This is a genomic window from Variovorax boronicumulans, assembly GCF_009811375.1.
Classification (GTDB): Bacteria; Pseudomonadota; Gammaproteobacteria; order Burkholderiales; family Burkholderiaceae_C; genus Variovorax; species Variovorax boronicumulans.
In genome coordinates, this window is the sequence record NZ_BKDH01000004.1 from 278,314 (window position 1) to 303,767 (window position 25,454).

The 25,454-nt window shown below is 70.0% G+C and carries 24 protein-coding genes; 8 read left to right on the forward strand and 16 right to left on the reverse strand.

Annotation, left to right across the window (positions count from 1 at the left end; all coding sequences use genetic code 11):
• Positions 1 to 54 precede the first annotated feature (54 nt).
• The 4 genes from VHAB30_RS31005 to VHAB30_RS26355 form a co-directional block, all read right to left on the reverse strand.
• Positions 55 to 225, reverse strand: coding sequence for a hypothetical protein (locus VHAB30_RS31005; protein ID WP_167395080.1), 171 nt, complete (start codon positions 223 to 225; stop codon positions 55 to 57).
• A 94-nt stretch (positions 226 to 319) separates the two neighbouring features.
• A complete protein-coding gene (dbpA, locus tag VHAB30_RS26345) occupies positions 320 to 1,762 on the reverse strand; it encodes an ATP-dependent RNA helicase DbpA (RefSeq protein ID WP_062482564.1) in 1,443 nt (480 codons plus the stop codon).
• A gap of 124 nt (positions 1,763 to 1,886) precedes the next feature.
• Positions 1,887 to 2,156: a translation initiation factor IF-1 gene (gene infA / locus VHAB30_RS26350; protein ID WP_062482563.1), complete on the reverse strand. Its 270-nt coding sequence runs from the start codon at positions 2,154 to 2,156 to the stop codon at positions 1,887 to 1,889.
• Between the two features lie 553 nt (positions 2,157 to 2,709).
• Entirely contained in the window at positions 2,710 to 3,960 is a 1,251-nt protein-coding gene (locus tag VHAB30_RS26355; RefSeq protein WP_159279132.1) for an MFS transporter, read from the reverse strand.
• Between the two features lie 87 nt (positions 3,961 to 4,047).
• On the opposite strand from VHAB30_RS26355, the gene pdxR reads away from it, so the two are divergent.
• A complete protein-coding gene (gene pdxR / locus VHAB30_RS26360) occupies positions 4,048 to 5,514 on the forward strand; it encodes a MocR-like pyridoxine biosynthesis transcription factor PdxR (RefSeq protein ID WP_159279133.1) in 1,467 nt (488 codons plus the stop codon).
• A gap of 11 nt (positions 5,515 to 5,525) precedes the next feature.
• Here the strand turns inward: pdxR and VHAB30_RS26365 are convergent, their stop codons facing one another.
• Positions 5,526 to 6,002: an Lrp/AsnC family transcriptional regulator gene (locus tag VHAB30_RS26365; protein ID WP_070063380.1), complete on the reverse strand. Its 477-nt coding sequence runs from the start codon at positions 6,000 to 6,002 to the stop codon at positions 5,526 to 5,528.
• Positions 6,003 to 6,122: 120 nt separating this feature from the next.
• Between VHAB30_RS26365 and VHAB30_RS26370 the strand changes: the two genes are divergently transcribed.
• Positions 6,123 to 7,421 (forward strand): aspartate aminotransferase family protein, encoded by a 1,299-nt coding sequence (locus VHAB30_RS26370; RefSeq protein ID WP_159279134.1) that lies wholly within the window; start codon positions 6,123 to 6,125, stop codon positions 7,419 to 7,421.
• Here the strand turns inward: VHAB30_RS26370 and VHAB30_RS26375 are convergent.
• Positions 7,418 to 8,470 (reverse strand): sugar phosphate isomerase/epimerase family protein, encoded by a 1,053-nt coding sequence (locus VHAB30_RS26375; protein WP_159279135.1) that lies wholly within the window; start codon positions 8,468 to 8,470, stop codon positions 7,418 to 7,420. The two genes, VHAB30_RS26370 and VHAB30_RS26375, sit on opposite strands and share 4 nt — an antisense overlap.
• Positions 8,471 to 8,575: 105 nt before the next feature.
• Here VHAB30_RS26375 and VHAB30_RS26380 point away from each other — a divergent pair, with 105 nt between their 5' ends.
• Positions 8,576 to 9,463, forward strand: coding sequence for a gamma-glutamyl-gamma-aminobutyrate hydrolase family protein (locus tag VHAB30_RS26380; protein ID WP_062480404.1), 888 nt, complete (start codon positions 8,576 to 8,578; stop codon positions 9,461 to 9,463).
• An 18-nt stretch (positions 9,464 to 9,481) separates the two neighbouring features.
• On the opposite strand, the gene VHAB30_RS26385 is transcribed toward VHAB30_RS26380, so the two are convergent.
• The 3 genes from VHAB30_RS26385 to VHAB30_RS26395 are packed head-to-tail and all read right to left on the reverse strand — an operon-like array spanning position 9,482 to position 13,529.
• Positions 9,482 to 10,996: a class I adenylate-forming enzyme family protein gene (locus VHAB30_RS26385; RefSeq protein WP_159279136.1), complete on the reverse strand. Its 1,515-nt coding sequence runs from the start codon at positions 10,994 to 10,996 to the stop codon at positions 9,482 to 9,484.
• Positions 10,997 to 11,013: 17 nt separating this feature from the next.
• Complete coding sequence (locus tag VHAB30_RS26390) at positions 11,014 to 12,654, reverse strand: acyl-CoA dehydrogenase family protein (protein ID WP_174250293.1); 1,641 nt, start codon at positions 12,652 to 12,654, stop codon at positions 11,014 to 11,016.
• Positions 12,655 to 12,692: 38 nt separating this feature from the next.
• A complete protein-coding gene (locus VHAB30_RS26395) occupies positions 12,693 to 13,529 on the reverse strand; it encodes a thioesterase family protein (RefSeq protein WP_159279137.1) in 837 nt (278 codons plus the stop codon).
• A 72-nt stretch (positions 13,530 to 13,601) separates the two neighbouring features.
• Between VHAB30_RS26395 and VHAB30_RS26400 the strand changes: the two genes are divergently transcribed.
• Positions 13,602 to 14,234 (forward strand): TetR/AcrR family transcriptional regulator, encoded by a 633-nt coding sequence (locus VHAB30_RS26400; RefSeq protein ID WP_159279138.1) that lies wholly within the window; start codon positions 13,602 to 13,604, stop codon positions 14,232 to 14,234.
• 9 nt (positions 14,235 to 14,243) lie between these two features.
• Here the strand turns inward: VHAB30_RS26400 and VHAB30_RS26405 are convergent, their stop codons facing one another.
• The 3 genes from VHAB30_RS26405 to VHAB30_RS26415 all read right to left on the reverse strand — a co-directional run bounded on the left by VHAB30_RS26405 (position 14,244) and on the right by VHAB30_RS26415 (position 16,375).
• Positions 14,244 to 14,423 carry a hypothetical protein gene (locus VHAB30_RS26405; RefSeq protein ID WP_062480395.1) on the reverse strand — a complete coding sequence of 60 codons (180 nt, stop codon included), beginning with the start codon at positions 14,421 to 14,423 and terminating at the stop codon, positions 14,244 to 14,246.
• 95 nt (positions 14,424 to 14,518) lie between these two features.
• Entirely contained in the window at positions 14,519 to 15,400 is an 882-nt protein-coding gene (locus VHAB30_RS26410) for an N-formylglutamate amidohydrolase (protein ID WP_159279139.1), read from the reverse strand.
• A gap of 12 nt (positions 15,401 to 15,412) precedes the next feature.
• A complete protein-coding gene (locus VHAB30_RS26415; RefSeq protein WP_159279140.1) occupies positions 15,413 to 16,375 on the reverse strand; it encodes a tripartite tricarboxylate transporter substrate binding protein BugE in 963 nt (320 codons plus the stop codon).
• A gap of 109 nt (positions 16,376 to 16,484) precedes the next feature.
• Here VHAB30_RS26415 and VHAB30_RS26420 point away from each other — a divergent pair, with 109 nt between their 5' ends.
• Positions 16,485 to 17,420, forward strand: coding sequence for a LysR substrate-binding domain-containing protein (locus tag VHAB30_RS26420; RefSeq protein WP_159279141.1), 936 nt, complete (start codon positions 16,485 to 16,487; stop codon positions 17,418 to 17,420).
• Between the two features lie 4 nt (positions 17,421 to 17,424).
• On the opposite strand, the gene VHAB30_RS26425 is transcribed toward VHAB30_RS26420, so the two are convergent.
• Together VHAB30_RS26425 and VHAB30_RS26430 are read right to left on the reverse strand one after the other, a co-directional pair.
• Positions 17,425 to 18,405 (reverse strand): tripartite tricarboxylate transporter substrate binding protein, encoded by a 981-nt coding sequence (locus VHAB30_RS26425; protein ID WP_174250294.1) that lies wholly within the window; start codon positions 18,403 to 18,405, stop codon positions 17,425 to 17,427.
• Positions 18,406 to 18,411: 6 nt separating this feature from the next.
• Entirely contained in the window at positions 18,412 to 21,381 is a 2,970-nt protein-coding gene (locus VHAB30_RS26430) for a DNA topoisomerase III (protein ID WP_070063301.1), read from the reverse strand.
• An 84-nt stretch (positions 21,382 to 21,465) separates the two neighbouring features.
• On the opposite strand from VHAB30_RS26430, the gene VHAB30_RS26435 reads away from it, so the two are divergent.
• The 3 genes from VHAB30_RS26435 to VHAB30_RS26445 are packed head-to-tail and all read left to right on the forward strand — an operon-like array spanning position 21,466 to position 23,221.
• Complete coding sequence (locus VHAB30_RS26435) at positions 21,466 to 22,194, forward strand: SET domain-containing protein (protein ID WP_390904048.1); 729 nt, start codon at positions 21,466 to 21,468, stop codon at positions 22,192 to 22,194.
• Between the two features lie 2 nt (positions 22,195 to 22,196).
• The gene (locus tag VHAB30_RS26440) at positions 22,197 to 23,012 is read left to right on the forward strand and encodes a biotin--[acetyl-CoA-carboxylase] ligase (protein WP_159279142.1); all 816 of its coding nucleotides are present in this window, start codon (positions 22,197 to 22,199) and stop codon (positions 23,010 to 23,012) included.
• Positions 23,013 to 23,020: 8 nt separating this feature from the next.
• Positions 23,021 to 23,221 carry a sporulation protein gene (locus VHAB30_RS26445; protein WP_159274165.1) on the forward strand — a complete coding sequence of 67 codons (201 nt, stop codon included), beginning with the start codon at positions 23,021 to 23,023 and terminating at the stop codon, positions 23,219 to 23,221.
• A 5-nt stretch (positions 23,222 to 23,226) separates the two neighbouring features.
• Here VHAB30_RS26445 and VHAB30_RS26450 read toward each other — a convergent pair whose 3' ends face one another.
• On the reverse strand, positions 23,227 to 23,952 hold the full coding sequence (locus VHAB30_RS26450) for a HEAT repeat domain-containing protein (RefSeq protein WP_159279143.1): 726 nt from the start codon (positions 23,950 to 23,952) through the stop codon (positions 23,227 to 23,229).
• The gene (locus VHAB30_RS26455; RefSeq protein WP_062480377.1) at positions 23,949 to 25,391 is read right to left on the reverse strand and encodes a sensor histidine kinase; all 1,443 of its coding nucleotides are present in this window, start codon (positions 25,389 to 25,391) and stop codon (positions 23,949 to 23,951) included. Before VHAB30_RS26455 ends, VHAB30_RS26450 begins: the two co-directional genes overlap by 4 nt.
• Positions 25,392 to 25,454 lie beyond the last annotated feature (63 nt).

Genomic DNA, 25,454 nt, shown 5'->3' on the forward strand with positions numbered 1-25,454 from the left:
CGCGCCCGGGGGCGCGTTCGTCGTGGCTCCGAAGAAAGAGCCGCGGGGGCTGGATCAGCCGCCCTTGCTCGGGCGCTTGCCCGGGTTCTTCTTGCTGCGCGTGGCGGTGCCGCGCTCGAGGCTGATCTTCTGGCCGCCACCGTTGCGCGGCACGGTGTAGCCGGGCATGGGCGTCGGCTTCGGGCTGGCAAGACGGTCGGCTTCGGTACGGATTTTCTTGGGCATGGAAAGCTCGGATAAAAAAGATGTTCGACCCCCGATTAGGCCACATCGGCAGATTTCGTCTGCCAAGCGCCCAAACAGGAGCATGGGAGGGATGTCAGGTGGACTGCGGTGTCAGCAGGCGCACCTTGACGCTCTTGCCCTTCACGCGGCCGTTGCCGAGCTTGCGGGCGGCTTCTTCGGCAATGCCGCGGTCCACCGCGACATAGGTCGAAAACTCGTTGACGTTGATCTTGCCGACCTGGTCCTTGGTGTAGCCGCAGTCGCCGGTCAGCGCGCCCAGCACGTCGCCGGCGCGGATCTTTTCCTTGCGCCCGCCGACGATCTGCAGCGTGGCCATGGGCGGCGTGAGCGGCGCGCCCTTGGCGGGCGTGAGCTCGGCCAATGGGTGCCATTCGGACTCGCGGCCCTGCAGCTGTTCGATCTTCCCGACGAAGCCCATCTCGTTCATGCTGGCCAGGTTCAGCGCCAGGCCTTCCGAGCCGCCCTGCTGGCCCACGCGGCCGGTGCGGCCCACGCGGTGGATGTGGATTTCGGAGTCGGGCGTCACGTCGACATTGATCACCGCTTCGAGCTGCGCGATGTCCAGGCCGCGCGCCGCCACGTCGGTGGCCACCAGCACCGAGCAGCTGCGGTTGGCGAACTGCACCAGCACCTGGTCGCGCTCGCGCTGCTCCAGCTCGCCGAACAGCGCCATCGCGCTGAAGCCCTGCGCCTGCAGCACGTCGACGAGGTCGCGGCACTGCTGCTTGGTGTTGCAGAAGGCCAGCGTGCTCACGGGACGGAAATGGTCCAGCAGCAGGCTCACGGCGTGCAGCCGCTCGCTGTCCTTCACCTGGTACCAGCGCTGGCGGATCTTGCTGCCTTCATGCTGGGCCTGCACCGTGATCTGCTCGGGGTTCTTCATGAACTGCTGCGCGAGCTTGGCGATGCCTTCGGGGTACGTGGCCGAGAACAGCAGCGTCTGGCGTTCCTTGGGGCACTGGCGCGCCACCTTCACGATGTCGTCGAAGAAGCCCATGTCGAGCATGCGGTCGGCCTCGTCGAGCACCAGCGTGTTGAGCGCCGAGAGGTCGAGGTTCTCGCGCTCCAGGTGGTCCATGATGCGGCCCGGCGTGCCCACCACGATGTGCGCGCCGTGCTCCAGGCTGGCGATCTGCCCGCGCAGCGCGACACCGCCGCACAGCGTGACGACCTTGATGTTTTCTTCGGCGCGCGCCAGGCGGCGGATCTCGGTCGTGACCTGGTCGGCCAGCTCGCGCGTGGGGCACAGCACCATCGCCTGGATGGCGAAGCGGCGCGGGTTCAGGTTGGACAGCAGCGCCAGCGCGAAGGCGGCGGTCTTGCCGCTGCCGGTCTTGGCCTGGGCGATCAGGTCCTTGCCGAGCAGGGCGGGTGGCAGCGCGGCGGCCTGGATGGCCGTCATCTGCGTGTAGCCGAGCTGGGTGAGGTTGGCCAGCATCTGGGGCGACAGCGCCAGCGTGGCAAAGCCGTGGGGTTCGGCCTGGAGGCCGCCGGCTGGGGAGGTGGTGGAGTTCATCGTTCGGCAGCCGGAGACAGACAGACAGGAAAACGCAAAGGGGAAAAAGTGACGGCCCGGAAAAGACAAAGGCCTTGCAGGGCCCCCTCCGGGAGGGCGCTCTGCAAGGCCGGCCGGGCGTCGCTCAGCGGCGGGGCGTGTTGTTGCCCGAGTTGGTCGGCGGGGGACCGCGGCGTTCCAGGTGGCGGAACGTGATGCGGCCCTTGGTCAGGTCGTAGGGCGACAGCTCGAGCGAGACCTTGTCGCCGGCCAGGATGCGGATGTGGTGCTTGCGCATCTTGCCGCCGCTGTAGGCGATCAGCTGGTGGCCGTTGTCGAGCGTGACGCGGTAGCGCGAGTCGGGCAGGACTTCGGTCACTGCGCCGTTCATTTCGATCAGTTCTTCCTTGGGCATGTGTGATTACCTCTGAATCGTTCGATGTGTGTTGGAGATGAAGATGGGCGTGTTGGTTTCAGTCGGCCGGCGGGTCAGCCGGCGTCCAGGAATCTGTCGTTGCGGTGCGGGAAGCAGAAACCTGCCCACCGCGATGCTGTTGCGAAAGTGTCCATGAAGCCTGGGGCGCTGCGTGCCGGTGCGGGGCGCGCAATGCCGAAAAATTAGTGAGAACGGACGCGCCGCACGCGCGATTCGCTTCAACAGGAACGAAGGCAGTGGTGGCATTCATGGGCGCCCGGTCTGGCGCTCCAACACACTGTGAAAGCCGGCGTGGCCCGAGGGCTGGAAACGAGAAGCCTGATGAATCCTGGAACCCGGATTCGGATGGCAACGCAGATCGGCCGGCGGGGGTGACGAAATTCTTCGTCGTGGTATCGAAACGAACCCGACATTATAGCTTGCAGGGCATGACAGTTGCTTGTCTTAAAAACAACGCCCGCATGAAAAAGGCCCCGAAGGGCCATCCATTCTATCAATGTAGCTATTAAAAATATAGCAATCCGCCGCAGGATCAGGCGCAGGCCGGCGCCGTTGACGCCACAGGCGCTACCGACCGGGCCCGCCGCGCCGCGCGCCACAGCAGCACCAGCCCCGCCAGCTGGGCGGCGGCGCCCACCCAGCCCACCGCGCTCACGCCGAACCACGCGATGGTCGCGCCGCCCAGCCCTGAGCCCGCCGCGATGCCCAGGTAGACCGCCGAGGCGTTGAGCGACAGCGTCATCGGTGCGCGCTCGGGCGCCAGCCGGATCAGCCGCACCGCCTGCGCCGGCCCGAAGCCCCAGCCGGCGAAGCCCCACAGCGCCGACAGGCCCACGATCAGCGGCAGCGCCAGCCCGCGCGGCAGCATCTGCGCGGCGAACGAGAGCCCGCCCATGATCACCACCAGCGCCAGCGCGAAGCCCCGCGCCATGCGGTCGGCGCCGAAGCGGTCGGTGGCCCAGCCGCCGGTCGCGGTGCCCAGCGCGGCGGCCACGCCGATCGCGAAGAACACCGCGCCCACGCCCTCGGCCCCGAAGCCCAGCGTGTGCCCGAGGAACAGCGCGATGTAGGTGTAGAAGCTGAAGCCGCCCGTGGCCCACAGCACCGTGGCCAGCAGCGCCGGCGCCACGCCGGGTTCGCGCGCCACGGCGAAGGCCGAGGTGCGCGGGGCCGCGTCAGTGGGTGCCTGCGCCAGCGTGCGCGGCAGCCCCACGCACAGGCCCCAGGTGGCCAGCGCCGCCACCGCGGCGATCAGCAGGTAGGCCGTGCGCCAGCCGCCCCAGCCCGCGATCCAGGCGCCCAGCGGCACGCCGAGCGCCACCGCCACGGTGCCGCCGCCGGTCACGATGGCCAGTGCCCGGCCGCGCAGCGCGGGCGACACCATTGCCGCCGCCACCGCGCTGGCCGTCGGCAGGAACACGCCCGCCACCAGCCCGAGCGCGACGCGCGCCAGGGCCAGCTGCGCGATGCCGTGCGCCATCGAGGCCGCCGCCGTCAGGCCCGCGAACGTCGCCAGGCTGGCGATGAGCAGCGGGCGGCGCCCGAAGCGCGCGAGCAGCGCGGCCATCAACGGCGAGCCGATCGCATAGCTCAGCGCGAACAGCAGCACCAGCTGGCCGGCCCGCGCGGCGCTGACCTGCAGGTCGGCCGCCAGCACCGGCAGCAGGCCGGCGACCATGAAGCTTTCGGTGCCGATGGCGAAGGCGCCCAGCGCGAGCCAGGCCAGGCCCAGGGGCAGGCGTTCGGCGGGCGGTTGCGGTGAGGTTTCAGGAGCGGTGTGCATGGTGAAGGACTCCATGGGTGGGTGTTCCAAGGCCTCCAGAATAGGATTGCAGGCGGCTCTTCAAAAGAACCACAATCGGCAAAGATCATGGAGCCACTTTTCGAGCTTGCCCTGTGCCTGCCGGTCGCCGGTTCGCGCGACCTGCTGCGCGCGCTGCACCGCCAGCTGCGCGACGCCATCCTCGACGGCCGGCTGCAGCCCGGCGCCCGCCTGCCCGCCACGCGCGCGCTGGCGCAGCGGCTGGGCGTGTCGCGCAACACCATGCTGGCGGCCTACGACCTGCTGCTGAGCGAGGGCTACCTGCTGGCGCGCCCGGGGTCCGGCACCTACGTGGCCGACACGCTGCCCGCGTTGCGGCGCGGCCGGGCCACGCCCAAGGAGGCGGGCGCCGCGCCCCGGCGCGATCCGCGGCTGGTGCCGCTGAACCTGCCCGGCGCCGACCTCGCCCCCACGCTGCAGCCGCGGGCCGCGCGCGACGACTTCCGCGTCGGCCTGCCCGATGTCGGCGCCTTTCCGTTCGACATCTGGCGTCGCCTGTCCGACCGCGCGCTGCGCCGCGTGGCGCGCCAGACCGCCGACTACGCCGACCCGCAGGGCCAGGGCGCCCTGCGCGAGGCGATCGCGGCGCACGTGTCGTTCACGCGCGCGGTCGGCTGCACGGCCGACGACATCGTGGTCACGGCCGGCGCGCAGCAGGCCTTCGGGCTGCTCGCGCGCATCCTGGTGGTGCCGGGGCGCACGGTGGTGGCGGTCGAGCAGCTGTTCTATCCCTCGCTGCGCGAGGCCATGCTGGCCGCTGGCGCGAAGGTGGTCACGGTGCCGACCGACGACGAAGGCCTGTGCGTGGACCGCATCCCGCCCGAGGCGCGCGTGGTCTGCGTCACGCCCTCGCACCAGTTCCCCACCGGCGTGGCCATGTCGCCGCCGCGCCGCGCCGCCCTGCTCGCCTTTGCGCGGGCGCGCAACGCCGTGCTCATCGAGGACGACTACGACAGCGAGTTCCGCTTTGCCGGCCGCCCGCTCGACGCGCTGCAGACGCTCGACCGCGCCGGCTCGGTGTTCTACGTCGGCACCTTTTCCAAGAGCCTGTTCCCCGCGCTGCGCCTGGGCTTCGTGGTGGCGCCGCCCTGGGCCCGCGCGGCGCTGGTGCGGGCGCGCGAGCTGGCCGACTGGCACGGCCCGGTGCTCGGGCAGGAGGCGCTCGCGGCCTTCATTGCCGAGGGGCACCTGGCGCGCCACATCCGGCGCATGCGCAAGCTGTACGGCGCACGGCGCAGCGCCCTGCTCGACGCGCTGGCGCGCCACGGCGCGGGCCGGCTGGAGGCGATTCCGTCCGATGCCGGCCTGCACCTGTCGGCCTGGCTGCACGGCGGCGCGCGCGACCATGTGGTGGTCGAACGCGCCGCGGCGGCCGGCATCACCTTGCCGCCGCTGTCGCGCTTCGCGCTCGATCCGCAGGCGCCCGATGCGCCCAACGGGCTGGCCTTCGGCTTCGGCCTGATCGCCGAGTCGCAGATCGACGGCGCGATCCGGCGGCTGGTGCGCCTGCTGTAGCGGCGGCGCCCTCAGGCGCTGTCCAGCGGCAGCCGGGTCGTGAACTTGGTGGTCGACAGCACGATGTCGCTCGAGTAGTTCTCCAGTTCCAGCGCGTCGCCCAGCTGCTCCTGCGCGAAGGCCTGGTAGTCGGGCAGCGAGCGCGCGCAGATCACCAGCACGAAGTCGGTCTCGCCGGCCACGCAGTGGCACTGCAGCACCTGCGGCAGCGCATGCACCTTGCGCTCGAAGGCCTGGATCGCCTCGCGCGTGGTGCTGCGCAGCGACACGCGCGAGATCACCAGCACCGGAAAGCCCACGCGCGCGGCATCGAGGATGGCCACCTCCTCGCGGATCACGCCCGCGCGCCGCAGCCGCTGCACGCGCTTGAGGCAGGCTGAGGGCGAGAGGTTCACGCGCTCGGCCAGCGTCTGGTTCTGCAGGCCCGCGTCGGCCTGCAGTTCGGCCAGGATGCACTGGTCGATGCGATCGAGGGTGCCGGTTTTCATGGTGCCGCCAGTGTGGCGCAAGGTGCGCGCAATCGGCTTCGTTTTCGGGCCCGCACAACGACACCGGATTTCGCGGCCGATGGCTACGCTGGGGCTCCCCCGACGAACAAGGAGCATCCGATGGCCGAAGGCGCAACCTACGACCCCGTGGTCAGCAAGCACCTCGTGCGCTACGGCATGGGGCTGAGCCCGCATGTCATCGTGAAGGCGCGCGGCGCCACGCTGTGGGACGCGAACGGGCGCGAGATCCTCGACTTCACCTCGGGCCAGATGTGCGCCACCATCGGCCACAACCACCCGCGCATCGTCGCGGCGATCGAGAAGGCCTGCGAGGGCGCGCTGCACCTGTACAGCGGCTTCGTCGGGCCGGCCGTGCCGGCGCTGGCCGGGCGGCTGGCGGCGATGCTGCCGCCGTCGCTGTCGAAATCGCTGTTTTTATCGACCGGCGGCGAGGCCAACGAGGCCGCCGCGCGCATGGCCCGCGTGGCCACCGGCCGCTACGAGATCGTGGGCCTGAACGGCGGCTGGCACGGCGTGAACGGCGGCATGGCCGCACTCACCTTCGCGGGCCGGCACCACGTCGACTACGGGCCGCACAAGCCCGGCACCATGTCGATCCCCGCGCCGAATTGCTACCGCTGCCCCATCCGCCATTGCCGCGACGCCTGCGACACCACCTGCCTCGACGTCGGCTTCGACATGGTCGATGCGCAGTCCAGCGGCTCGCTCGCGGCCTTCATCGCCGAGCCGGTGCTGAGCTCGGGCGGCGTGATCGTGCCGCCCGTCGGCTACTTCCCGAAGCTGCAGACCAAGTGCCGCGAGCGCGGCATGCTGCTGATCCTGGACGAAGCGCAGACCGCCTTCGGCCGCCTGGGCAGCAACTTCGCGTTCGAGCAAATTGGCGTGGTGCCCGACTTCCTCACCGTCTCGAAGACGCTGGGCGGCGGCCTGGCGATCGGCGCCACGGTCACCAGCGAGGCGATCGAGCAGGACTGCCACGAGAAGGGCTTTGTGCACGTCACCTCGCACGTGTCCGACCCGCTGCCGGCCGAGGTCGGGCTGGCGGTGCTCGACGTGCTCGAGGAAGAAGGGCTCAACCAGCGCGCCGCCGCCATGGGCGAGCGCCTGAGCCGGGGCCTGGCCACGCTGAAGGCGCGGCACGAGGTGATCGGCGACGTGCGCGGCCACGGCCTGCTGCAGGGCGTGGAACTGGTGAAGGACCGCGAGACCCGCGAGCCCGACGCCGAGCGCGGCCGCGCCATCACCGACGCCTGCATGGCGCGCGGCCTGAGCATGAACATCGTGGCCGTCGGCGGCATGGCGGCCGTGTGGCGCATCGCGCCGCCGCTGAACGTGAAGCCGGAGGAAATCGACCGCGGCCTCGAAATCCTCGACGACGCGATCCGTTCGACGAGCTAGATCCCCAACATCCGCCGGTTGGCCGCCACGTCCGCCCCGCCGGCCGCGAAGTCGTCGAAGGCCCGGTCGGCCACGTGGATGATGTGGTCGGCGATGAAGGTTGCGCCTTCGCGCGCGCCGTCTTCCGGGTGCTTGATGCAGCACTCCCATTCGAGCACCGCCCAGCCCGGAAAGTCGTACTGCGCCATCTTCGAGAAGATGGCCTTGAAGTCGACCTGCCCGTCGCCCAGCGAACGAAAGCGGCCGGCCCGGTTGATCCAGCTCTGGAAGCCGCCGTACACGCCCTGCTTGCCGGTCGGGTTGAACTCGGCGTCCTTCACGTGGAAGAGCTTGATGCGCTCGTGGTAGTGGTCGATGTAGGCCAGGTAGTCGAGCTGCTGCAGCACGAAGTGGCTCGGGTCGTACAGCAGGCAGGCGCGCGGGTGGTTGCCCACGCGCTCCAGGAACATCTCGTAGCTCACGCCGTCGTGCAGGTCTTCGCCGGGATGGATCTCGTAGCCCACGTCGACGCCCACGGCGTCGAAGGCATCGAGGATCGGGCGCCAGCGGCGCGCCAGTTCGTCGAAGGCCTCCTCGATGAGGCCGGCCGGGCGCGGCGGCCACGAATACAGGTACGGCCAGGCCAGCGCCCCCGAGAAGGTCGCGTGCGCCGTGAGCCCGAGGTTGGCCGAGGCCTTGGCCGCGTGGTGCAGCTGCTGCACCGCCCACTGCTGGCGCGCGACGGGGTTGCCGCGCACCTCGGGCGCCGCAAAGCCGTCGAAGCCCGCGTCGTAGGCCGGGTGCACCGCGACCAGCTGGCCCTGCAGGTGGGTCGAGAGCTCGGTGATCTCCAGGCCGTGGCCCGCAAGCAGGCCCTTGATCTCGTCGCAGTAGGTCTTGCTTTCAGCGGCGCGCTTCAGGTCGATGAGGCGCGTGTCCCAGCTGGGGATCTGCACGCCCTTGTAGCCGAGGCCCGCGGCCCATCCGGCGATGGCGTCGAGCGAGTGGAACGGGGCCGTGTCGCCCGCGAACTGGGCCAGGAAAATGCCCGGCCCCTTGATCGTCTTCATGCGTGTCTCCTGATGCGCCGCACAGCATACTTCGGGGGTTCGGCTGACACACGACCGAAGTTCGATGGGCGCACAATGAACTTTGTCCACAGGGAACCCATCGACATGTCTCAGCCTGTCGCCGCCCGGCTCAAGATCGGCTTGTCCGCCTGCTTCTCGCACGCCGACCCGGCCCGCTCGCTTTTCACGAACAAGACGCTGCAGTACGTCGAACAGTCGATCGCCCACTGGCTCATGTCGGCCGGCGCGATGGTGGTGATGGTGCCCTGCCCCACGGGCGAGACGGCGCGCGGCGACACCAAGCTGTCGCACTACGCCGAGTGGCTCGACGGCGTGGTGATGCACGGCGGCGCCGACGTCTGGCCCGGCAGCTACGGCGAGGAGCCCCTGAAAGACGCCTGGATCGGCGACCAGATCCGCGACCTGTACGACCTTGCGCTGGTCGAGGCCTTCGAGCAGGCCGGCAAGCCGATCTTCGGCGTGTGCCGGGGCCTGCAGCTGATCAACGTGGCTTTCGGCGGCACGCTCTACCAGGACATCGAGGAGCAGCACGGCCACCCCGAGACGGTGCGCCACCGCGACCCGGTGACCTACGACCAGAACTTCCACCAGATCGAGATCGTCGAAGGCACGCGCCTGGCGAAGCTGTACCCCGAGGTGCGCACGGCGCGCGTCAACAGCATCCACCACCAGGGCATCAAGGGGCTCGCGCCCGGCTTCGAGATCGAGGCCTGGAGCCTGCCCGACCGCGTGCCCGAGGCGATCCGCCGCCGGCCTGAAAAGGGGCGCGGCTACATCGCGGCGACCCAGTGGCACCCCGAGTTCCACAAGTACGGCAGCACCGAGACCGTGGACGACACGCCGATCCTGCACGACTTCCTGTGGGCCTGCGCCACCGCCCGCGTGGCGCCGCGCACGAGCATGCGCGAGATGCAGGGGCGCATTCGCAACCGGGCGGCGCGGTTGCTGCGGCAGGCGTTGTTGCGGCGCTGAGCGCTGCGCCGCAGCGCGTCAGCCCGCGTCGCGCAGCAGGTGCTTCAGCAGCTTGCCCGTCGCCGTGCGCGGCAGGCTCTCGCGCACTTCGTAGATGCGCGGAATCTTGTAGCGCGCCAGCCGGTCCTCGAGAAAACGCACCAGCTCGCGCGCCTCGAGTGCGCGCCCGCCGCGCGCCACCAGCACCGCCGTCACGGTCTCGCCCCACTCGGGGTGCGGGCGGCCGATGACGGCCACGTCCTGCACGTCGGGGTGGGCGCCCAGCGCGTCTTCCACTTCCTTCGAATAGACGTTCTCGCCGCCCGTGATGATCATGTCGCGCAGCCGGTCGACGATGAACAAAAAGCCGTCCTCGTCCACCCGCGCCAGGTCGCCCGTGCGGTACCAGCCTTGGGCGTCGAAGGCCTCGGCGCTCGCCTGCGGGTTGTCGAGGTAGCCCTGCATCACGGCCGGCGAACGCAGGTGGATCTCGCCGACCTCGCCCGCGCCGCAGCGCCGGCCGTCGGGGTGGCGCACCTCGATGGCCACGCCGGGCACGCCCGCACGGCCGATCGAACCGGCCTTGGCGATCGCGTCTTCCGGGTAGAGCACCGTGCCCAGCGGGCCCGATTCGGTCATGCCGTAGACCTGCACGAAGCGGTCGCTGCGGTAGCTGTGGGCCAGCTTGCGCGCCATGTCGGCACCGAGCGGGCCGCCGCCGTAGGCCCACAGGCGCATCGCGCTGAAGTCGTAGCGCTGCACGTCGGGCACCACCGACAGCGGCGCCAGGAAGGCGATGGGCGCGCCGAAGGTGAAGGTGATGCGTTCTTCGGCCAGCGTGTCGAGAAAGGCCTTGGGCGCGTACTCGCGCAGCAGCACCACGGTGCCGCCCATGAGCAGCGTGCCCAGCAGCCAGTTGTTGAGCGGCGACGAATGCCACACCGGCATCGCGACCAGCGTGCGCTCGTTGCGCGACAGCGACATGCCCGCCGCCGTGCACACCGCCGCCATGAACACGTTGCGGTGGCTGTGCAGGCAGCCCTTGGGCTTGCCCGTGGTGCCTGAGGTGTAGAGCACCTGGGCCAGCGTGTCGGTGCCGGGCGCCGGGGCGTCGTCGCCCAGCGGCGCGGCCTGCGCCGCCAGGTCGTCGAACATCGGCAGGCCGTCGGCGCCGCTGTCGGTCGCGAGCCAGTCGCAGCGGTGCGCGATGCGCGCGGCGACCTGCGTGGCGAGCGTGCCGTCGGCCACGCACAGGCGCACGCCGGCGTGCGCCAGCACGTAGTCGATCTCCGGCGCCTGCAGCTTGTGGTTGACCGGCACCACGGCCGCGCCGAGGCGCCAGGCGCCGAACATCGCGGCGACGAAGCCGACCGTGTTGAAGCACAGCAGCGCGACCTTGTCGCCGGCGCCCACGCCCTGCGCGCGCAGCACGGTGGCGGCGCGGCGCGAGAGCTCGGCGAACTCGGCGTAGGCCCAGGCGCGGCCCGCGGCGTGCAGGCATTCGTGCGCAGGCTGGGTGCGGGCGTGCTGGTCGAGCAGGGAAACGAAATCCATCCGTGTCGGCTCCGTGCTCAGTGCCAGGCGGCGCGCACCAGCGCGCCGGGGTCGCTGGTGCCGGCGCTGATGCCGGTCACGGGGCCCCAGTCGGGATCGAAGCGGCTCGACACGAACGCGGCCGCCGCGAGCGGGCTCGCGTGCTGCAGCATCAGGCCGGCCTGCGCCGCGCGTACCAGCCGCTGCGTGAAGCGGCGCGCCTGGCGTTCCAGGTCCTGCGGCGCGAGCTGCACCATCTGGCGCAGGGCCTGCACCTCGGCCTGCAGGCGCGCTTCGCCGGCGGTCACTTCCTGCAGGTGGTCGAGCACGAGGTGCGCGTCGTCGGGGTTGCGCGACACGGCGCGCAGCACGTCCAGGCACATCACGTTGCCCGAGCCTTCCCAGATCGAGTTGACGGGCGCCTCGCGGAACAGGCGGCCCATCGGGCCGTCTTCCACGTAGCCGTTGCCGCCGAACACCTCCATCGCCTCGCCCGTGAGCGCCACCGCGCGCTTGCAGTTCCAGAACTTGGCGGCGGGCGTGAGCAGGCGGCGCCAGGCCGTGTCCAGCGGCGCGGGCGAGCCGAAGCGCGAGGCCAGCTCCATCGCCAGCAGCGTGGCGCTTTCGGTTTCCAGCGCCATGTCGGCCAGCAGCTCGGTCATCACCGGCTGGTCGACCAGCGCCTTGCCGAAGGCAAAACGGTTGCGCGTGTAGTGCAGCGCCTGCGCGAAGCCCTGGCGCATGAAGCCGGCGCTGGCGAGCGCGCAGTCCAGCCGCGTCACGGTGGCCATCTCGATGATGGTCGGGATGCCGCGGCCCTCGTCGCCCACGAGCACGCCCCAGGCCTCCTTGAACTCGACCTCGCTGCTGGAGTTGGAGCGGTTGCCGACCTTGTCCTTCAGGCGCTGGATGTGGATCGCGTTCTTGCTGCCGTCGGGCCGCCAGCGCGGCACGAAGAAGCACGAGGAGCCGTGCTCGTCGGTCTTGGCCAGCACCAGGTGGCCGTCGCACATCGGCGCCGAGAAGAACCACTTGTGGCCGGTGAGGAGGAACTCGCTGCCCCACGGGCCCTGGCCGGCCGGCACGGCGCGCGTGGTGTTGGTGCGCACGTCGCTGCCGCCCTGCTTCTCGGTCATGCCCATGCCGACGGTCATCGAGGTCTTGCCCTCGAGCGGGATGTCGCGTGGGTCGTGCACGTGGGCGGCGAGCTTGTCGCGCAGGTCGGCGTACAGCGCGGCGTTGCGGCGCATCACGGGGATGCAGGCCTTGGTCATGGTGGTCGGGCAGGTCGAGCCCGACTCGATCTGGCTGTGCATGTACAGCGAGGCGCCGTAGCCCACCCAGGCCGAGGGCCGCTCGTCGAAGAACGGCAGGTTGGCGATGCCGTTGCGCCGCGCGATCGACATCATGGTGTGCCACGCGGGGTGGAACTGCACGCTGTCGATGCGCGTGCCGGTGCGCGAGTGCGTGTGCAGCTCGGGCTCGTGGCGGTTGGCGTCCTCGGCGGCGCGCAGCGTGGCCTCGGCGCCGTACTCGGCGCCCTGGCGCACCAGCTCGTCGTCGCGCCAGGCGGCGCCGCCGCGCCCCACCGCGCCGCGCAGCGCGGGGTCGCTGGTGTAGACGTTGTAGTCCTTGAGCTCGGGGACCTGGTTGTCGGGATGGATGCCGGGAATGGTCATGGCGTTGTCTCCGTGAATCGGTGAAAGAGGGGGCGTGTTCAGGCGGCGGCGGCGCGTTCGCGCACCACCAGCGTCTGGGTCGCGAGGCCGATGAGGCCGCGCGTGTCGTACAGGTGGGACACGGTGAGGCCCGCGCCGCCGGCGTGCATCTCGGTGCTGGCGCGCAGGCCGATCCACTCGCCCTCGGGCACGCGAAACAGGTTCAGGCTGAGGTCGGCGTTCGAGAACAGGAAGTCGGCGGGCGACAGCACCCAGCTCAGGCCGTTGCCGAAGTCGGCCGCCGCCGCCGCGCGCATCGCGGGCGAGGTGGCCACGCCGCGCACCAGCGGCACCGCAAGCCGGAACCACGCGGCGCCCGCGCCGGGCTGCGCGATGTCGCCTTGCGCGAGGCGCGATTCGACGGCGGTCTGGTGGAACGAGAGGCCGTCGGGCAGGCCGGGAATGCGCAGGCGCTCGGTGCAGTCCTCGGGCAGCGGGCGCAGTTCGCGCGGCGCGTCGCCCGCGGGCAGGTTCGCTGGCAAGGTCAGCGGCGAGGTCTTCAGCAGCAGCGCATGCGCGCGGGCCACCACCGTGTCGCCCGCGAGCAGGTCGATGCCCACGCGCACCGTGGCGCGCGAGGCCTGCGACTGCGTGCGCGTGGCCAGCGGCGCCACCGGCACCGGCTTCACCAGCTCGAGCGTGAGCCGCGCCAGCTGCCAGCCGGGGCCGGGCGCCGCGCGTTCGGCGATGTGCGCGAGCAGCGCGGCGGGCGCGCCGCCATGCTGCGCGCGCGGGTCCCAGGGGCCGCGCGAGAGCGCGTCGGGCTGCCACGTGTCGCCCTCGCCGGTGTAGACGGCGGGGGGCGTTGTCTCGGGGGCGCGGTCGGGCGAGGTCATTGCAGAATGCCTTTCGATGGGATCAAAAATTCTAGGAACAACCCGCCCCCAAGGTGTTCGGGTTCGGCGGCCATGACCGGCGCCCGTGCACCCGCCGTCGCCCCGAGGAGGAAGCCGCGCCAGTCCCGCGCGCGCCACACCTCGCAGGCCTTGCAGGAAGCCTTTGTTCGGCTTTTGGTCGAGAAGGGCTACGCCGCCATCACGATCCGCGAGATCGTGGCCGTGGCGGGCACGGGCCTGGGCAGCTTCTACGAGTACTTCGAGAACAAGGAGGACCTGGCGCGCGTGTGCCTGCACCTGCGCTCCAAGGCGCTGCTGCTGGACATGCGCGCGGTCGTGGCCGCGACCGAAGGCCGACCGTGGCGCGAGATCGTCGACGCGGTGATCGATGCGCAGCTCGACGCGCACCGCGCGCAGCCCGTGGCCTGGGGTGCGCACTACCTGCTGGAGCGCCACCTCTCCAGCCCCGAGGCCTACCGCAAGATGTACGACCGCTTCGTGGCCGAATGGGTGGGCGTGCTCGACGCGGCGGGCGACGTGGGGGCCGACGGCCCGCAGAAGAAAGAGGCGGCGCGCGTGTGCCAGACCATCATCTACGGCCTGGTCGCGCACACCCACATCGGCACCGGTGGGCGGCCCGACCTGCAGACGCTGTCACGCCAGTTGCGCGATGCGCTGCGGGGCTACCTGGCGACGGTCGCCTGAGGCTCTGGCTCAGCGCGACGACTTGTTCGTCGTGCCGCTGACGCCGGCGTCGATGGTGCCGAACACTGTCACGCCGCTGCCCGATGAAGACGTGGAGGAGGAAGAAGACGGCGACGGCGCGGTGCCGGCGCAGCCCGAGACCAGCAGACCGGTCGCAAGGACGGCGAGGGCGGCAAGGATCGACTTCACGGCAGGACTCCAGAGAACAAAGGACGTCCCACTATAGGCCGGGGGCTCCGGCCGCCCTGTAACAAAGACACCAGCCGCCGCAGGGGCGGCGTTGTTCAGCCTGCCACGCGCGGGTCGGTCGCCAGCAGCATCTCGACCATCGAGCGCAGGTCGGCCTGCAGCCGCGCAGCGCCGGCTTCGTCGAGCGCCAGCGTGGCCTCGTCCATGTAGAGCTTGCGGTTGATCTCGACCTGGATGCTGTTCCGGTTCGCCGCCGGGTTGCCGTGGCGGCGCACCAGCTCCACGCCCTTGTACGGGTGGTTGTAGTCCACGCTGTAGCCGCGTGCGCGCAGGTGTTCGCACAACTTGTGCGACAGCGCCGGGTCGGCCGTGCTGCCGTCGCGGTCGCCGATCACGAAGTCGGCGTGCGCCAGCCCCGGGAAGTCGGTGGCGTGGCTGCCCGCGATGGCCGGCATCGAGTGGCAGTTGATGTGGATGCTGTAGCCGTGCCGTGCATGCGCTTCGTCGATGGCCTGCGCCACCGCCGCGTGGTACGGGCGCCAGCACTGGTCGATGCGCTGGCGCACCTCGGCCACCGTGAGCGGCCGGTCGTAGATCGGCAGGCCCTCGTCGGTGAGCTTCCAGATCAGGCCCTTGCCCAGGCGCACTTTCGACAGCACGCGCGGGTCGGTCGACACCGGCTCGGTCCACGGGCCGTCGAGCATGGTGGTGTCGACCTCGGTCATGTCGCGGTTGGCGTCGAGGTAGCTGCGCGGAAAGTGCGCCTCGATCCAGGCGGCGCCCATGTCGCTCGCAAAAGCGTAGAGCTTCTCGACGTGGGTGTCCTCGGCCCGGCGCAGCGTGGCGAGCTCGCACACGGGCCGGAAGTCCTCGGGGTAGACGGTGCCGCTGTGCGGAGAGTCCAGCACCAGCGGGGTGTGCCCGGCGACGCTCGTCACCTGGGCGCGGGTTTGAATCAGTTTCAGGACTGGATGCATAGGCGGTGTCGGTCAGTCCAATCGGATGCGCGCGAAGGCGGCCACCTTCTTCATCTTCTCGATCTCGCTCGCGATCTGCTTCGTGAACTCGGCCGGCGTGGTGCCCGAGGCGTACAGCCCCTGCAGCGACAGGCGCTCGCGCACCGCGGGGTCCTTCAGCGCGGTGGCCACGGCCTGCTGCATGCGCAGCACCAGCTCGGGCGGCGTGCCGGCGGGCGCGATCATGCCGAACCACGACGGGTCGTTGCTGGCCGCGTAGCCCAGCTCGCCATACGTCGGCACCTCGGGCAGCACGTCGAGGCGGCCGCTCCAGGACACGGCCAGCGCCTTCAGCTTGCCGGCCTTCACGTGCGGCAGCGACGAGGCCACCTGGTCGAAGTACACCGGCACCTGGCCCGCGAGCACGTCGTTGATGGCCGGGCCCGCACCGCGGTAGGGGATGTGCACCATCGAGGTTCCGGTGCTGCTCTTGAACAGCTCGCCCCACATGTGGCCGATGGTGCCGTTGCCCGGCGAGGCGTACGACACCTTGCCCGGGTTGGCCTTCAGGTACTTCACCAGCTCGGCGAAGCTGCCGACCGGCAGCACGGCCGGGTTGATGACGATCACGCCCGGCGCCTTCACCAGCTCGGTCACGGCGGCGAAGCCCTTGATCGGGTCGTAGGGCAGCTTGTGGTACACGGCCGGGTTCACGCCGTGCGTGGACAGCGTGGCCACGCCGAAGCTCAGGCCGTCGGGCGTGGCGCGCGCCAGCTCGGCCATGCCGATCGAGCCGCCCGCGCCGGCGCGGTTGTCGATCACCACGGGCTGCTGGAGGATCTTGGCTAGGGGCTCGGAGAGCACGCGGGCCGTGATGTCGGTGGCGCCGCCGGGCGGGAAGGGCACGACCAGGCGGATCGGCTTGCCTTGGGCAAAGGATATTCCTGGGGCGAAAGAAACAGCAGCCAGGGTGGAGAGGAAATGACGACGTTGCATGAGGGTTCTTCCAATGGAACGATGAGTGAATGTGCAAAGCTGCAGCTCACCTGAAGCAAAGGATATACCCGATATCATTCCAATCTGGAATGACTTGATGGGCTCCCCCATGCCGCTGCGACGCCTCAACCCGCCCCTGAACCTGCTGCGTGCCTTCTCCACCGTGGTGCGCTTCGGCGGCGTGTCGCGCGCGGCCGAGGCGCTGCACCTCACGCAGGGCGCGGTGAGCAAGCAGGTGCAGGAGCTCGAGCGCTGGATCGGCGCGCCGCTGTTCGAGCGCAGCCGCAAGCGCCTGGCGCTCACGCCGGCCGGCGAGCGCTATGAAAAGGCGGTGCGCGCCCTGCTGGCGCAGCTGGAGGCGGCCACGCTGGAGCTCATCACCAGCGGAGACGGCGGCGGTGCGCTGCATTTGTCGACCCTGCCCACCTTCGGCGCCAAGTGGCTGATTCCGCGCCTGCCCGACTTCCAGCAGCGCCACCCGCAGATCACGCTGCATTTCGTGCCCTTCGTGCACGGCTACGACTTCGAGCGGCCCGAGCTCGACTGCGCCATCCTGTTCGGCGACGGCCACTGGCCCGGCGCGCGCTCGCACTACCTCGCGGGGCAGGACGTGGCGCTGATCGCCCCGCGCGCCGCGCAGGCCGAGGCCGCCATCCGCACGCCGCAGGACGTGGCGCGCTGCACCCTGCTGCGCCATGTGAGCGTGCCGCAGTCGTGGCTGCACTGGAGCGAGGCGCACGGCGTGCGCGGGCTCGACCCGCTGGCCGGGCTGCAGTTCGACCAGTTCCAGACCATGATCCGCGCCGTCATGGCCGGCATGGGCGTGGCGCTGGTGCCGCGCTGCCTGGTGCAGGACGAAATTGCGTCGGGGCTGGTGGAAGAGCCGCTGCCCAACGGCGGCTACCGGGGCAGCGAGGGCTACTGGTTCTGCTACCCCGAGGGGCGTGGCCAGCTGGCCACGCTGGACCATTTCCGCCACTGGCTGCTGGCCGAGGTCGACCGCAGCGGGGAAGCGACGGCGCTGCCGCTGGCTGCGTCGGCCTGAGAAGTTACTCGGGCTTCGCGCCCGACGCCTTCACCGCCGCACCCCAGAGCCCGATCTCGCTCGCCACGAAACGGTCGAACTCGGCGCCGGTCGTCGGTGCCGGCTCGGAGCCCCGGTCGCGGATGAAGCGCGCCATCTGCTCGCTCTTGAGGATGTCGGTCACTTCGTGGTTCAGCCGCGCCACGATCTCGGGCGGCGTGCCGCGCGGCGCCATCAGGCCGAGCCAGCCCACGGCTTCGAAGTTCTTCGTGCCGGCCACGCCGCTCTCGCGCACGGTGGGCACCTCGGGCAATTGCGACGAGCGCGTGGCCGACGTCACCGCCAGCGCAACCGCCTTGCCCGCCTTGATGTGCGGCAGCGCGGCCGTCACCGAGTCGACCATCAGCGGCACCTGGTTGCCCAGGAAGTCCGCCTGGGCCGGCCCGCTGCCCCGGTACGGAATGTGCGTGATGAACACATGCGCCGCCGATTTGTACATCTCGCCCGACAGGTGCTGCGTGCCGCCGATGCCGGCGCTCGCGTAGCTGAGCTTGCCGGGTTCGGCCTTGGCGCGCGCCGTGAGCTCGGCCAGTGTGCGGATGCCGCTTTCGGGCGTGGCCAGGAACACCAGCGGCACCTTCGCGATGAGCGAAATGCCGACCAGGTCCTTGCGCGGGTCGAAGCCCGGCTTGGCGTAGAGCGTCTGGTTCACCGCCATCGCGCTGCCCGCCACCACCAGCGTGTAGCCGTCGGGCGGCGCGCGCACCACGAACTCGGTGCCGATGTTGCTGCCCGCGCCCGCCTTGTTGTCGACGATCACGGGCTGGCCCAGCCGCTTGCCGAGCTGTTCGGCGAGCGCGCGGGCAAAGATGTCGGTGGCCTGCCCCGGCGGGAACGGCACGACCAGCTTGACGGGCTTGTCAGGCCACGCGGCGGCTTGGGCCAGGCCCGCGCCGCCCAGCAGCATCGCTGCAGCCAGCGCGGTGGCGAGGTGTCTGCGCTGCATGCGTCGTCAGGCCGCGTCGGGCGCCGAGAGGTGCTTGCCCACGATGCCCGCGAGTTCGAACATCGTCACCTGGTCCTTGCCGAACACCGGCTTGAGCTTGGCGTCGGCGTTGATCGCGCGCTTGTTGGTCGCGTCCTGCAGGTTGTTGGCCTTGATGTAGTCCCACAGCTTCTTGATGACCTCGGTGCGCGCCACCGGTTCGGCGCCGATCACCGCGGCCAGCGAGTCGCTGGGCTTGAGGCCTGCGCCGGGCTTGCGCGGCTTGGCCGCCTTCTTCTCGGCCGGTGCCTTCTTGGCGGCGGGCGTCTTCTTCGCCGCGACCTTCTTGGCCGCCGCGGTTTTCGCGGCCGGCTTGCCGAAGGTCTTGCGCGGCGGGAACTTGCTGCCGCCTTCGCGCGGTGCGAATTCGAAGGTCACCTTGCCTTCTTCGGCGTTCCACGTGAGGAAGGCCTTGAAGGCGCGGCGCGTGCGCATCGAGACGAACTTGTCGAGCAGGTCGGTCTTGCCGGTGGCCAGCAGCTTCTCCATCTGGTCGCGCTCGACCGGCTGCTGCAGGATGATCTTGCCGGTCTTGAAGGTGCAGCTGGGGGTCGGCTGCTCGTTCGTCGGCACCGACTTCTCGCAGACGTAGTTGCTGCCGTGATCGAACACCGGCGCGCCGCACACCGGGCACGGGCCCACGGTGTCCTGCTGGCTGAAGTCGACGATCTCGCCGCTGTCTTCGTTCTTGTCGTCGCCGAAGTCGAACTCGAGCTTCCAGTTCTTGGCTTCTTCCCCGTCGTACTTGAGGATGATCTCGGCGGTGAAGGGCCAGCCCGCCTTGGAGCGGAAGCCCTCGAGCGGGCCGATGTGCTTGTTGGCCAGCAGCTGCTCGGCCTCGGCCACCTCGAAGGTGCGCCCGGCCGGCGACTTGCCGAACGAGAAGCCGCAGGCGTCCTCGCCCGTGCCGCTCTTGCCGGTGCAGCCGTAGCGGCGGTAGTTTTCCTTCACCACGCCGCCGCAGTTCGGGCAGGGCGTGGCGAGCGTGGCGTAGTCGCCCGGCACGGTGTCGCGGTCGTACTCCTTGGCCTTCTTGACGATGTGCTCCGTCATCTCGGCGATCTCGCGCATGAAGGCGTCGCGGCTGAGCGCGCCCTTCTCCATCTGCGCGAGCTTGTATTCCCACTCGCCCGTGAGCTCGGCCTTGGACAGTTCTTCCACGCCCAGGCCGCGCAAGAGCGTCATGAGCTGGAAGGCCTTGGCGGTCGGGATGAGCTCGCGGCCTTCGCGCAGCATGTACTTCTCGGCGATCAGCCCTTCGATGGTGGCCGCGCGCGTGGCTGGCGTGCCCAGGCCCTTCTCCTGCATGGCCTCGCGCAGCTCGTCGTCGTCGATGGTCTTGCCGGCGCCTTCCATGGCGCCCAGCAGCGTGGCTTCCGAATAGCGTGCGGGCGGGCGCGTCTTCAGGCCCTTGAGGTCGGCCGACTCGTTCTGCACGATCTCGCCCGGCTTCACCGGCACGAGGCGCTTGCCGTCCTTGTCGTCTTCCTTCTCGTCGTCCTGGGCTTCCTTGCCGTAGATGGCGAGCCAGCCCGGCTTGACCAGCACCTTGCCGTCGGTGCGGAACGGGTACTTCTTGCCGCCCTGCTCCACCGTGCTGATGCGCGTGGTCACCTGGTGCTCGGCGCTCGGGAAGAACACCGACAGGAAGCGGCGCACTACGAAGTCGTACAGCTTCTGCTCGGCTTCGCTCAGGCCGCTCGGGGCCTGCAGCGTCGGGATGATGGCGAAGTGATCCGACACCTTGGCGTTGTCGAAGATGCGCTTGTTGGGCTTGACGTAGTTGCCGTCGACCGCCTGCTGCGCGAACGGCGCCAGGTGCTTCATGCCGCTGCCGGCGAGCATCTCCATGGTCTGCTTGACGACCGGCAGATAGTCTTCCGGCAGCGCGCGCGAATCGGTACGCGGGTAGGTCAGCGCCTTGTGGCGTTCGTACAGGCTCTGCGCCAGCGCGAGCGTGGTCTTGGCGCTGAAGCCGAAGCGGCCGTTGGCCTCGCGCTGCAGCGAGGTCAGGTCGAACAGCGCGGGCGAGGCCTGCGTGGTGGGCTTGCTCTCTTCGGTGACGGTGGCGGGCTTGCCGCGCGAGGCGTCGGCGATGGCGCGGGCCTCCTGCTCGGACCACACGCGGTCGGCGCGCTGCTCGGCATCGGGCTCGCCGTTGGCCAACAGCGGCGCGTTGGCTTTCTTCCAGTCGGGGTTGAACCACTTGCCGGGGTACTGGCCGGCCTCGGCCGCGAAGCTGCCGTGGATTTCCCAGTACTCGCGCGAGACGAACTTGCGGATCTGCTCCTCGCGCTCCACGACGACGGACAGCGTCGGCGTCTGCACGCGGCCCACGGTCGTGAGGAAGAAGCCGCCGTCGCGCGAATTGAATGCGGTCATGGCGCGCGTGCCGTTGATGCCCACGAGCCAGTCGGCCTCGGAGCGCGAGCGCGCGGCGTCGGCCAGGCCCTGCATCTGCTTTTCGGTGCGCAGCGCGTCGAAGCCGTCGCGGATCGCCTGCGGCGTCATCGACTGCAGCCACAGGCGCTTGACCGGCTTGCCCAGCGGGCTCTTGCCGCCGGCGTACTGCTCGATGAGGCGGAAGATCAGTTCGCCCTCGCGGCCCGCGTCGCAGGCGTTGATGAGCTGCGTCACGTCCTTGCGCTTGGCCTGCTTGACCACGGCGTTCAGGCGCGTCTTGGTCTTGTCGACCGGCTTGAGGTCGAAGTGCGGCGGGATCACCGGCAGGTTGGCGAAGCTCCACTTGCCGCGCTTGACGTCGAATTCCTCCGGGGCCTGGATCTCGACCAGGTGGCCCACGGCGCTGGTCACGACGTAGGTGTCGTTCTCGAAATGCTCGTCATGTTTGTCGAACTTGCCGGCCACCGGCGTGAGGGCCCGGACGATGTCCTGGGCCACCGACGGCTTTTCTGCGATTACCAAAGTCTTTGTCATCTGAGGGCTCTCTATACTCTGCGGCTTCCGCGTGCGCACGCGCGCACACGCATGTGTGCATATTCAACCTAACAGACTTCGGCGATGCCTTCCAAATCCCCACTTTCCGCCGGCCGCGACAAGGAAGCCGCCCCCCTGACCGAGCCCGAGGCGCGTTCCGCCGCCACGCGCTCCGGTGGCCGGCGCATCCAGATGCGCCGCTCGGACGTCCACGGCAACGGCGTGTTCGCCCTGCAGGACCTGGCCGAAGGTGAAACGCTGATCGAATACAAGGGTGAGGTCATCAGCTGGAAAGAGGCGCTGCGCCGCCATCCGCACGATCCGACCCAGCCGAACCACACCTTCTACTTCCACATCGACGACGGCCGCGTGATCGACGGCAATGTGAAGGGCAACGACGCGCGCTGGATCAATCACTCGTGCGAGCCGAACTGCGAGGCCGACGAAGTCGATGGGCGCGTTTATATCAAGGCCCTGAGAAACATCGCCGCCGGCGAGGAACTGAACTACGACTACGGCCTGATCATCGACGAGCCGTACACCGAGAAGCTGCTGTCCGAGTTCCCGTGCTGGTGCGGCTCCGAGATGTGCCGCGGCACGCTGCTGACGCCCAAGGACGAGGACGAAGAAAAAGACAAGAAGAAAAAGAAGAAGGCCAAGAAAAAAGCCGAGAAGAAGAAGGCCGAGGCCAAGGAAGCGAAGAAGGCTGAAAAGAAAGCCGAGAAGAAAAAAGCGGACAAGAAGGCCGACAAGAAAAAGGCCGACGGCAAGAAGAAGTCCAAGGGCGACGCCCCGGCCGCCGCCGGAGACTGACGATGGGCACGACGCCGGCCAGCGCCTGGTTCGAAGACCGGATCGCCGCGACGGTCGCGCCGCTGCTGCCCGGCTTCGCAGTCGAGGCCGTGGCCGAAATCGATTCCACCAACACCGAGCTGATGCGCCGTGCGCGCGCCGGCCGCACCGACCCCGTGCTGCTCGTGGCCGAGCGCCAGACGGCCGGGCGCGGCCGCCTTGGCCGCCCCTGGCAGAGCGCGCAGCAGCCCGAGGCGCCCGCCTCGCTCACCTTTTCGCTCGGCCTGCCGCTGGCACCGGCCGACTGGTCGGGCTTGTCGCTGGCCGTGGGCGTGAGCGTGGCCGAAAGCCTCGACCCGACGGGCGCGCACCAGGTCGGCCTCAAGTGGCCCAACGACATCTGGGTGAACGACCGCAAGCTGGTCGGCATCCTCATCGAAACGGCGATGCCGCAGACCGCCCGGCCCGATGCCGCGCGCTACCTCGTGGTGGGCATCGGCATCAACATCGGCCCGCGCGAGGGCGACGGCATGCGCACGCCGCCGGCCTGGCTGCGCCAGTGGCAGCCCGACGCGTCCGCGCCCGAGGTGCTGCAGGCGCTGGCCGAGCCGCTGGTGCGCAGCGTGCTCGCCTTCGAGGCGCAGGGCTTCGCGCCTTTTGCCGAGCGCTTCGCGGCGCGCGACGTGCTGCGCGGGCGCGAGGTGACGCTCAGCGACGGCACCGCCGGCCTGTGCGAAGGCGTGGCCTGGGGCGGCGAGCTGCAGGTGCGCACCGACGCCGGCCTGCAACTCATCTCGAGCGACGAAGTGAGCGTGCGCCCGCGCGGCATGTCTTTCTGAGCGAGGGCATGAAGCTGCGCCTGGTCCTCATCGCCCTGCTCGCCGCCAACGCGGGCTACTGGCTGTGGACGCGCGGCGACCTGGCCGGCTTCGGGCTCGCGCCCGCGGCGCTCGACGAGCGCGAGCCGCAGCGCATGGCGCGGCAGATCCACCCCGAGTGGGTGCAGATCCGTAAGGAAGCCAAGCCTTCGGGCACGCCTGCGCCCTGAGCGGATCAGGCAGCAGCCGCGCGCGCGAACATGCGCCGCGCCTTGGCCAAGGCGGCCTGCAGTTTTTCTTTGGAGGGCGGCTCGTGCGAGCTCGAGCTCAGGCCGAATTTCTTTCCTGCGATTTCCTGCACCGCGACCAGGATGCCGCCCAGCACGGCCGGATCGGTCTCGGTGTCGAGCGCCTGGCGCAAGGGCTCGAGCGCCTTGGGCGCAGCGCTGCGGCGGTTGAACACGATCTGCATCAGCGCGCTCGCGGCCCATCGGCGGTTCGTGGCGACGGCGTCGTGCGCGAGCAGCGGCACCACCTTGGCGATGTCGGTCGTGCCGCCGAGCCAGCCGATCACCCACAGCCCCTTGCAGCGCAGCTCGTCGTGCGATGACGCGAGCGCGGCGCGCGCCAGGACCGCCGTCTCTTTCAGCCGTCGGCCCTTGCGGTACTTGAAGCCGCCGAGCAGCTGCAGCACCGTGGCCTGCATGGCCGGGTCGGGCTCCTGCTCGAACTGCGCGAGCAGGTGGTCTTCGGCTGCGTCGCCGCGCTCGCCGAACTTGCGGCACAGCCAGTCGTAGAGCTCGCTGTCCATGCCGGTGTCGTGCAGCAGCGCGTAGTGGAAGGCGAGCGCCTCGGCTGAATCCTGTTCCAGCAGATCGGCGCCGAAGTCGAACATGTCCGACACGTCGGTGTCGAGGCGGATTTCCAGGAAGCGTTGGCGCAGCGTGTCGAGCGGATTCATTCCGACGGGGCCTCCTCGAAGCGCACGGTGAAGAGCGCGCCCGGCGGATGCTTGCCGGGGTGCGCGTCTTCGAGCTTGACCCGCGCGCGGTGCTGGTTGGCGATCTCTCGCACGATCGGCAGGCCCAGCCCGGAGCCGTCGGCCTCGTTGCCGAGCACGCGGTAGAAGGGCTCGAACACCAGCTCGCGGTCGGCCTCGGCGATGCCGGGGCCGTTGTCCTCCACCTGCACCAGCTGCACGTGGCCGAAGGGGTCGGCCAGCACGCGCGCCGTGACCACGCCGGGGCGCTCGGGCGTCGAGGGCGTGTAGTTGAGCGCGTTGTCGACCAGGTTGCGGACCAGCTCTTTCAGCAGCGTCGGGTTGCCGTCGACCATCACGCCGGGCGCGCCGGCCTGGACACCGTCGTAGCCGAGGTCGATGCGCTTTTCGATCGCGCGCGGCACCGCCTCGCGCACCACCTCGATGGTCAGCCGCGCGAGGTCGCAGGGCTGGCAGTGCGTCATGGCGCTGGTCCCCTCGGCGCGCGCCAGCGACAGCAACTGGTTCACGGTGTGCGTGGCGCGCACGCTGGCGCGGCCGATCTGCTTGAGCGACTGCTTGAGCTCGTCGGCGTTGGCGCCCTCGCGCTGCGCCAGGTCGGCCTGCATGCGCAGGCCTGCGAGCGGCGTCTTGAGCTGGTGGGCGGCGTCAGCCAGGAAGCGCTTCTGCGTGAAGATGGAGTCGTTGAGCTTGTCGAGCAGCTCGTTCACCGACGACACCAGCGGCACCACCTCGAGCGGCACCGAGGATTCGTCGAGCGGGCTCAGGTCGCCCGGGCGGCGCTCGCGGATGCGCGCCTCGACCACCGACAGCGGCTTGATGCCGCGCACCAGCGCCAGCCAGATCAGCAGCACCGCCAGCGGCAGGATCGCGAACTGCGGCAGCAGCACGCCCTTGATGATCTCGGTGGCGAGCACCGCCTGCTTCTCGCGCGTCTCGGCCAGCTGCAGCAGCGAGGGCGGCACCTCTTCGCTGCCGCTGGGAATCCACAGCGAGGCCACGCGCACCGGCTGGCCGTGCACGGTGCTGTTGTGCAGCAGGACCACGTTGGTGCCGGGCGGGTCGTCCACGTTGGGCTGCGGCAGGTCGCGCTCGCCGTGCAGCAGCGTGCCGTGGCCGTCGAGCAGCTGGTAGTAGATGTGGCCGGCGTCGTCGGCACGCAGGATCTCGCGCGCCGACTGCGACAGCACGAAGTGCGTCTGCCCCTGCTTCACCGTGACCAGCTCGGCCAGCACCTTCACGTTGTGCTCCAGCGCGCGGTCGAAGGGTGCGTTGGCGATGCCCTGCGCCACCAGCCAGGTCACGCCGATGCTCACCGGCACGAGCAGCAGCAGCGGCGTGAGCATCCAGTCGAGGATCTCGCCGAACAGGGAGCGCTGGGCGCGCTGGAAGAGCTTCAAGGGAGTTCCTGGCAAGACGAAAGAACGCGGGCGAGCGTGAACTAGTACTGCGATTCGCAGGTG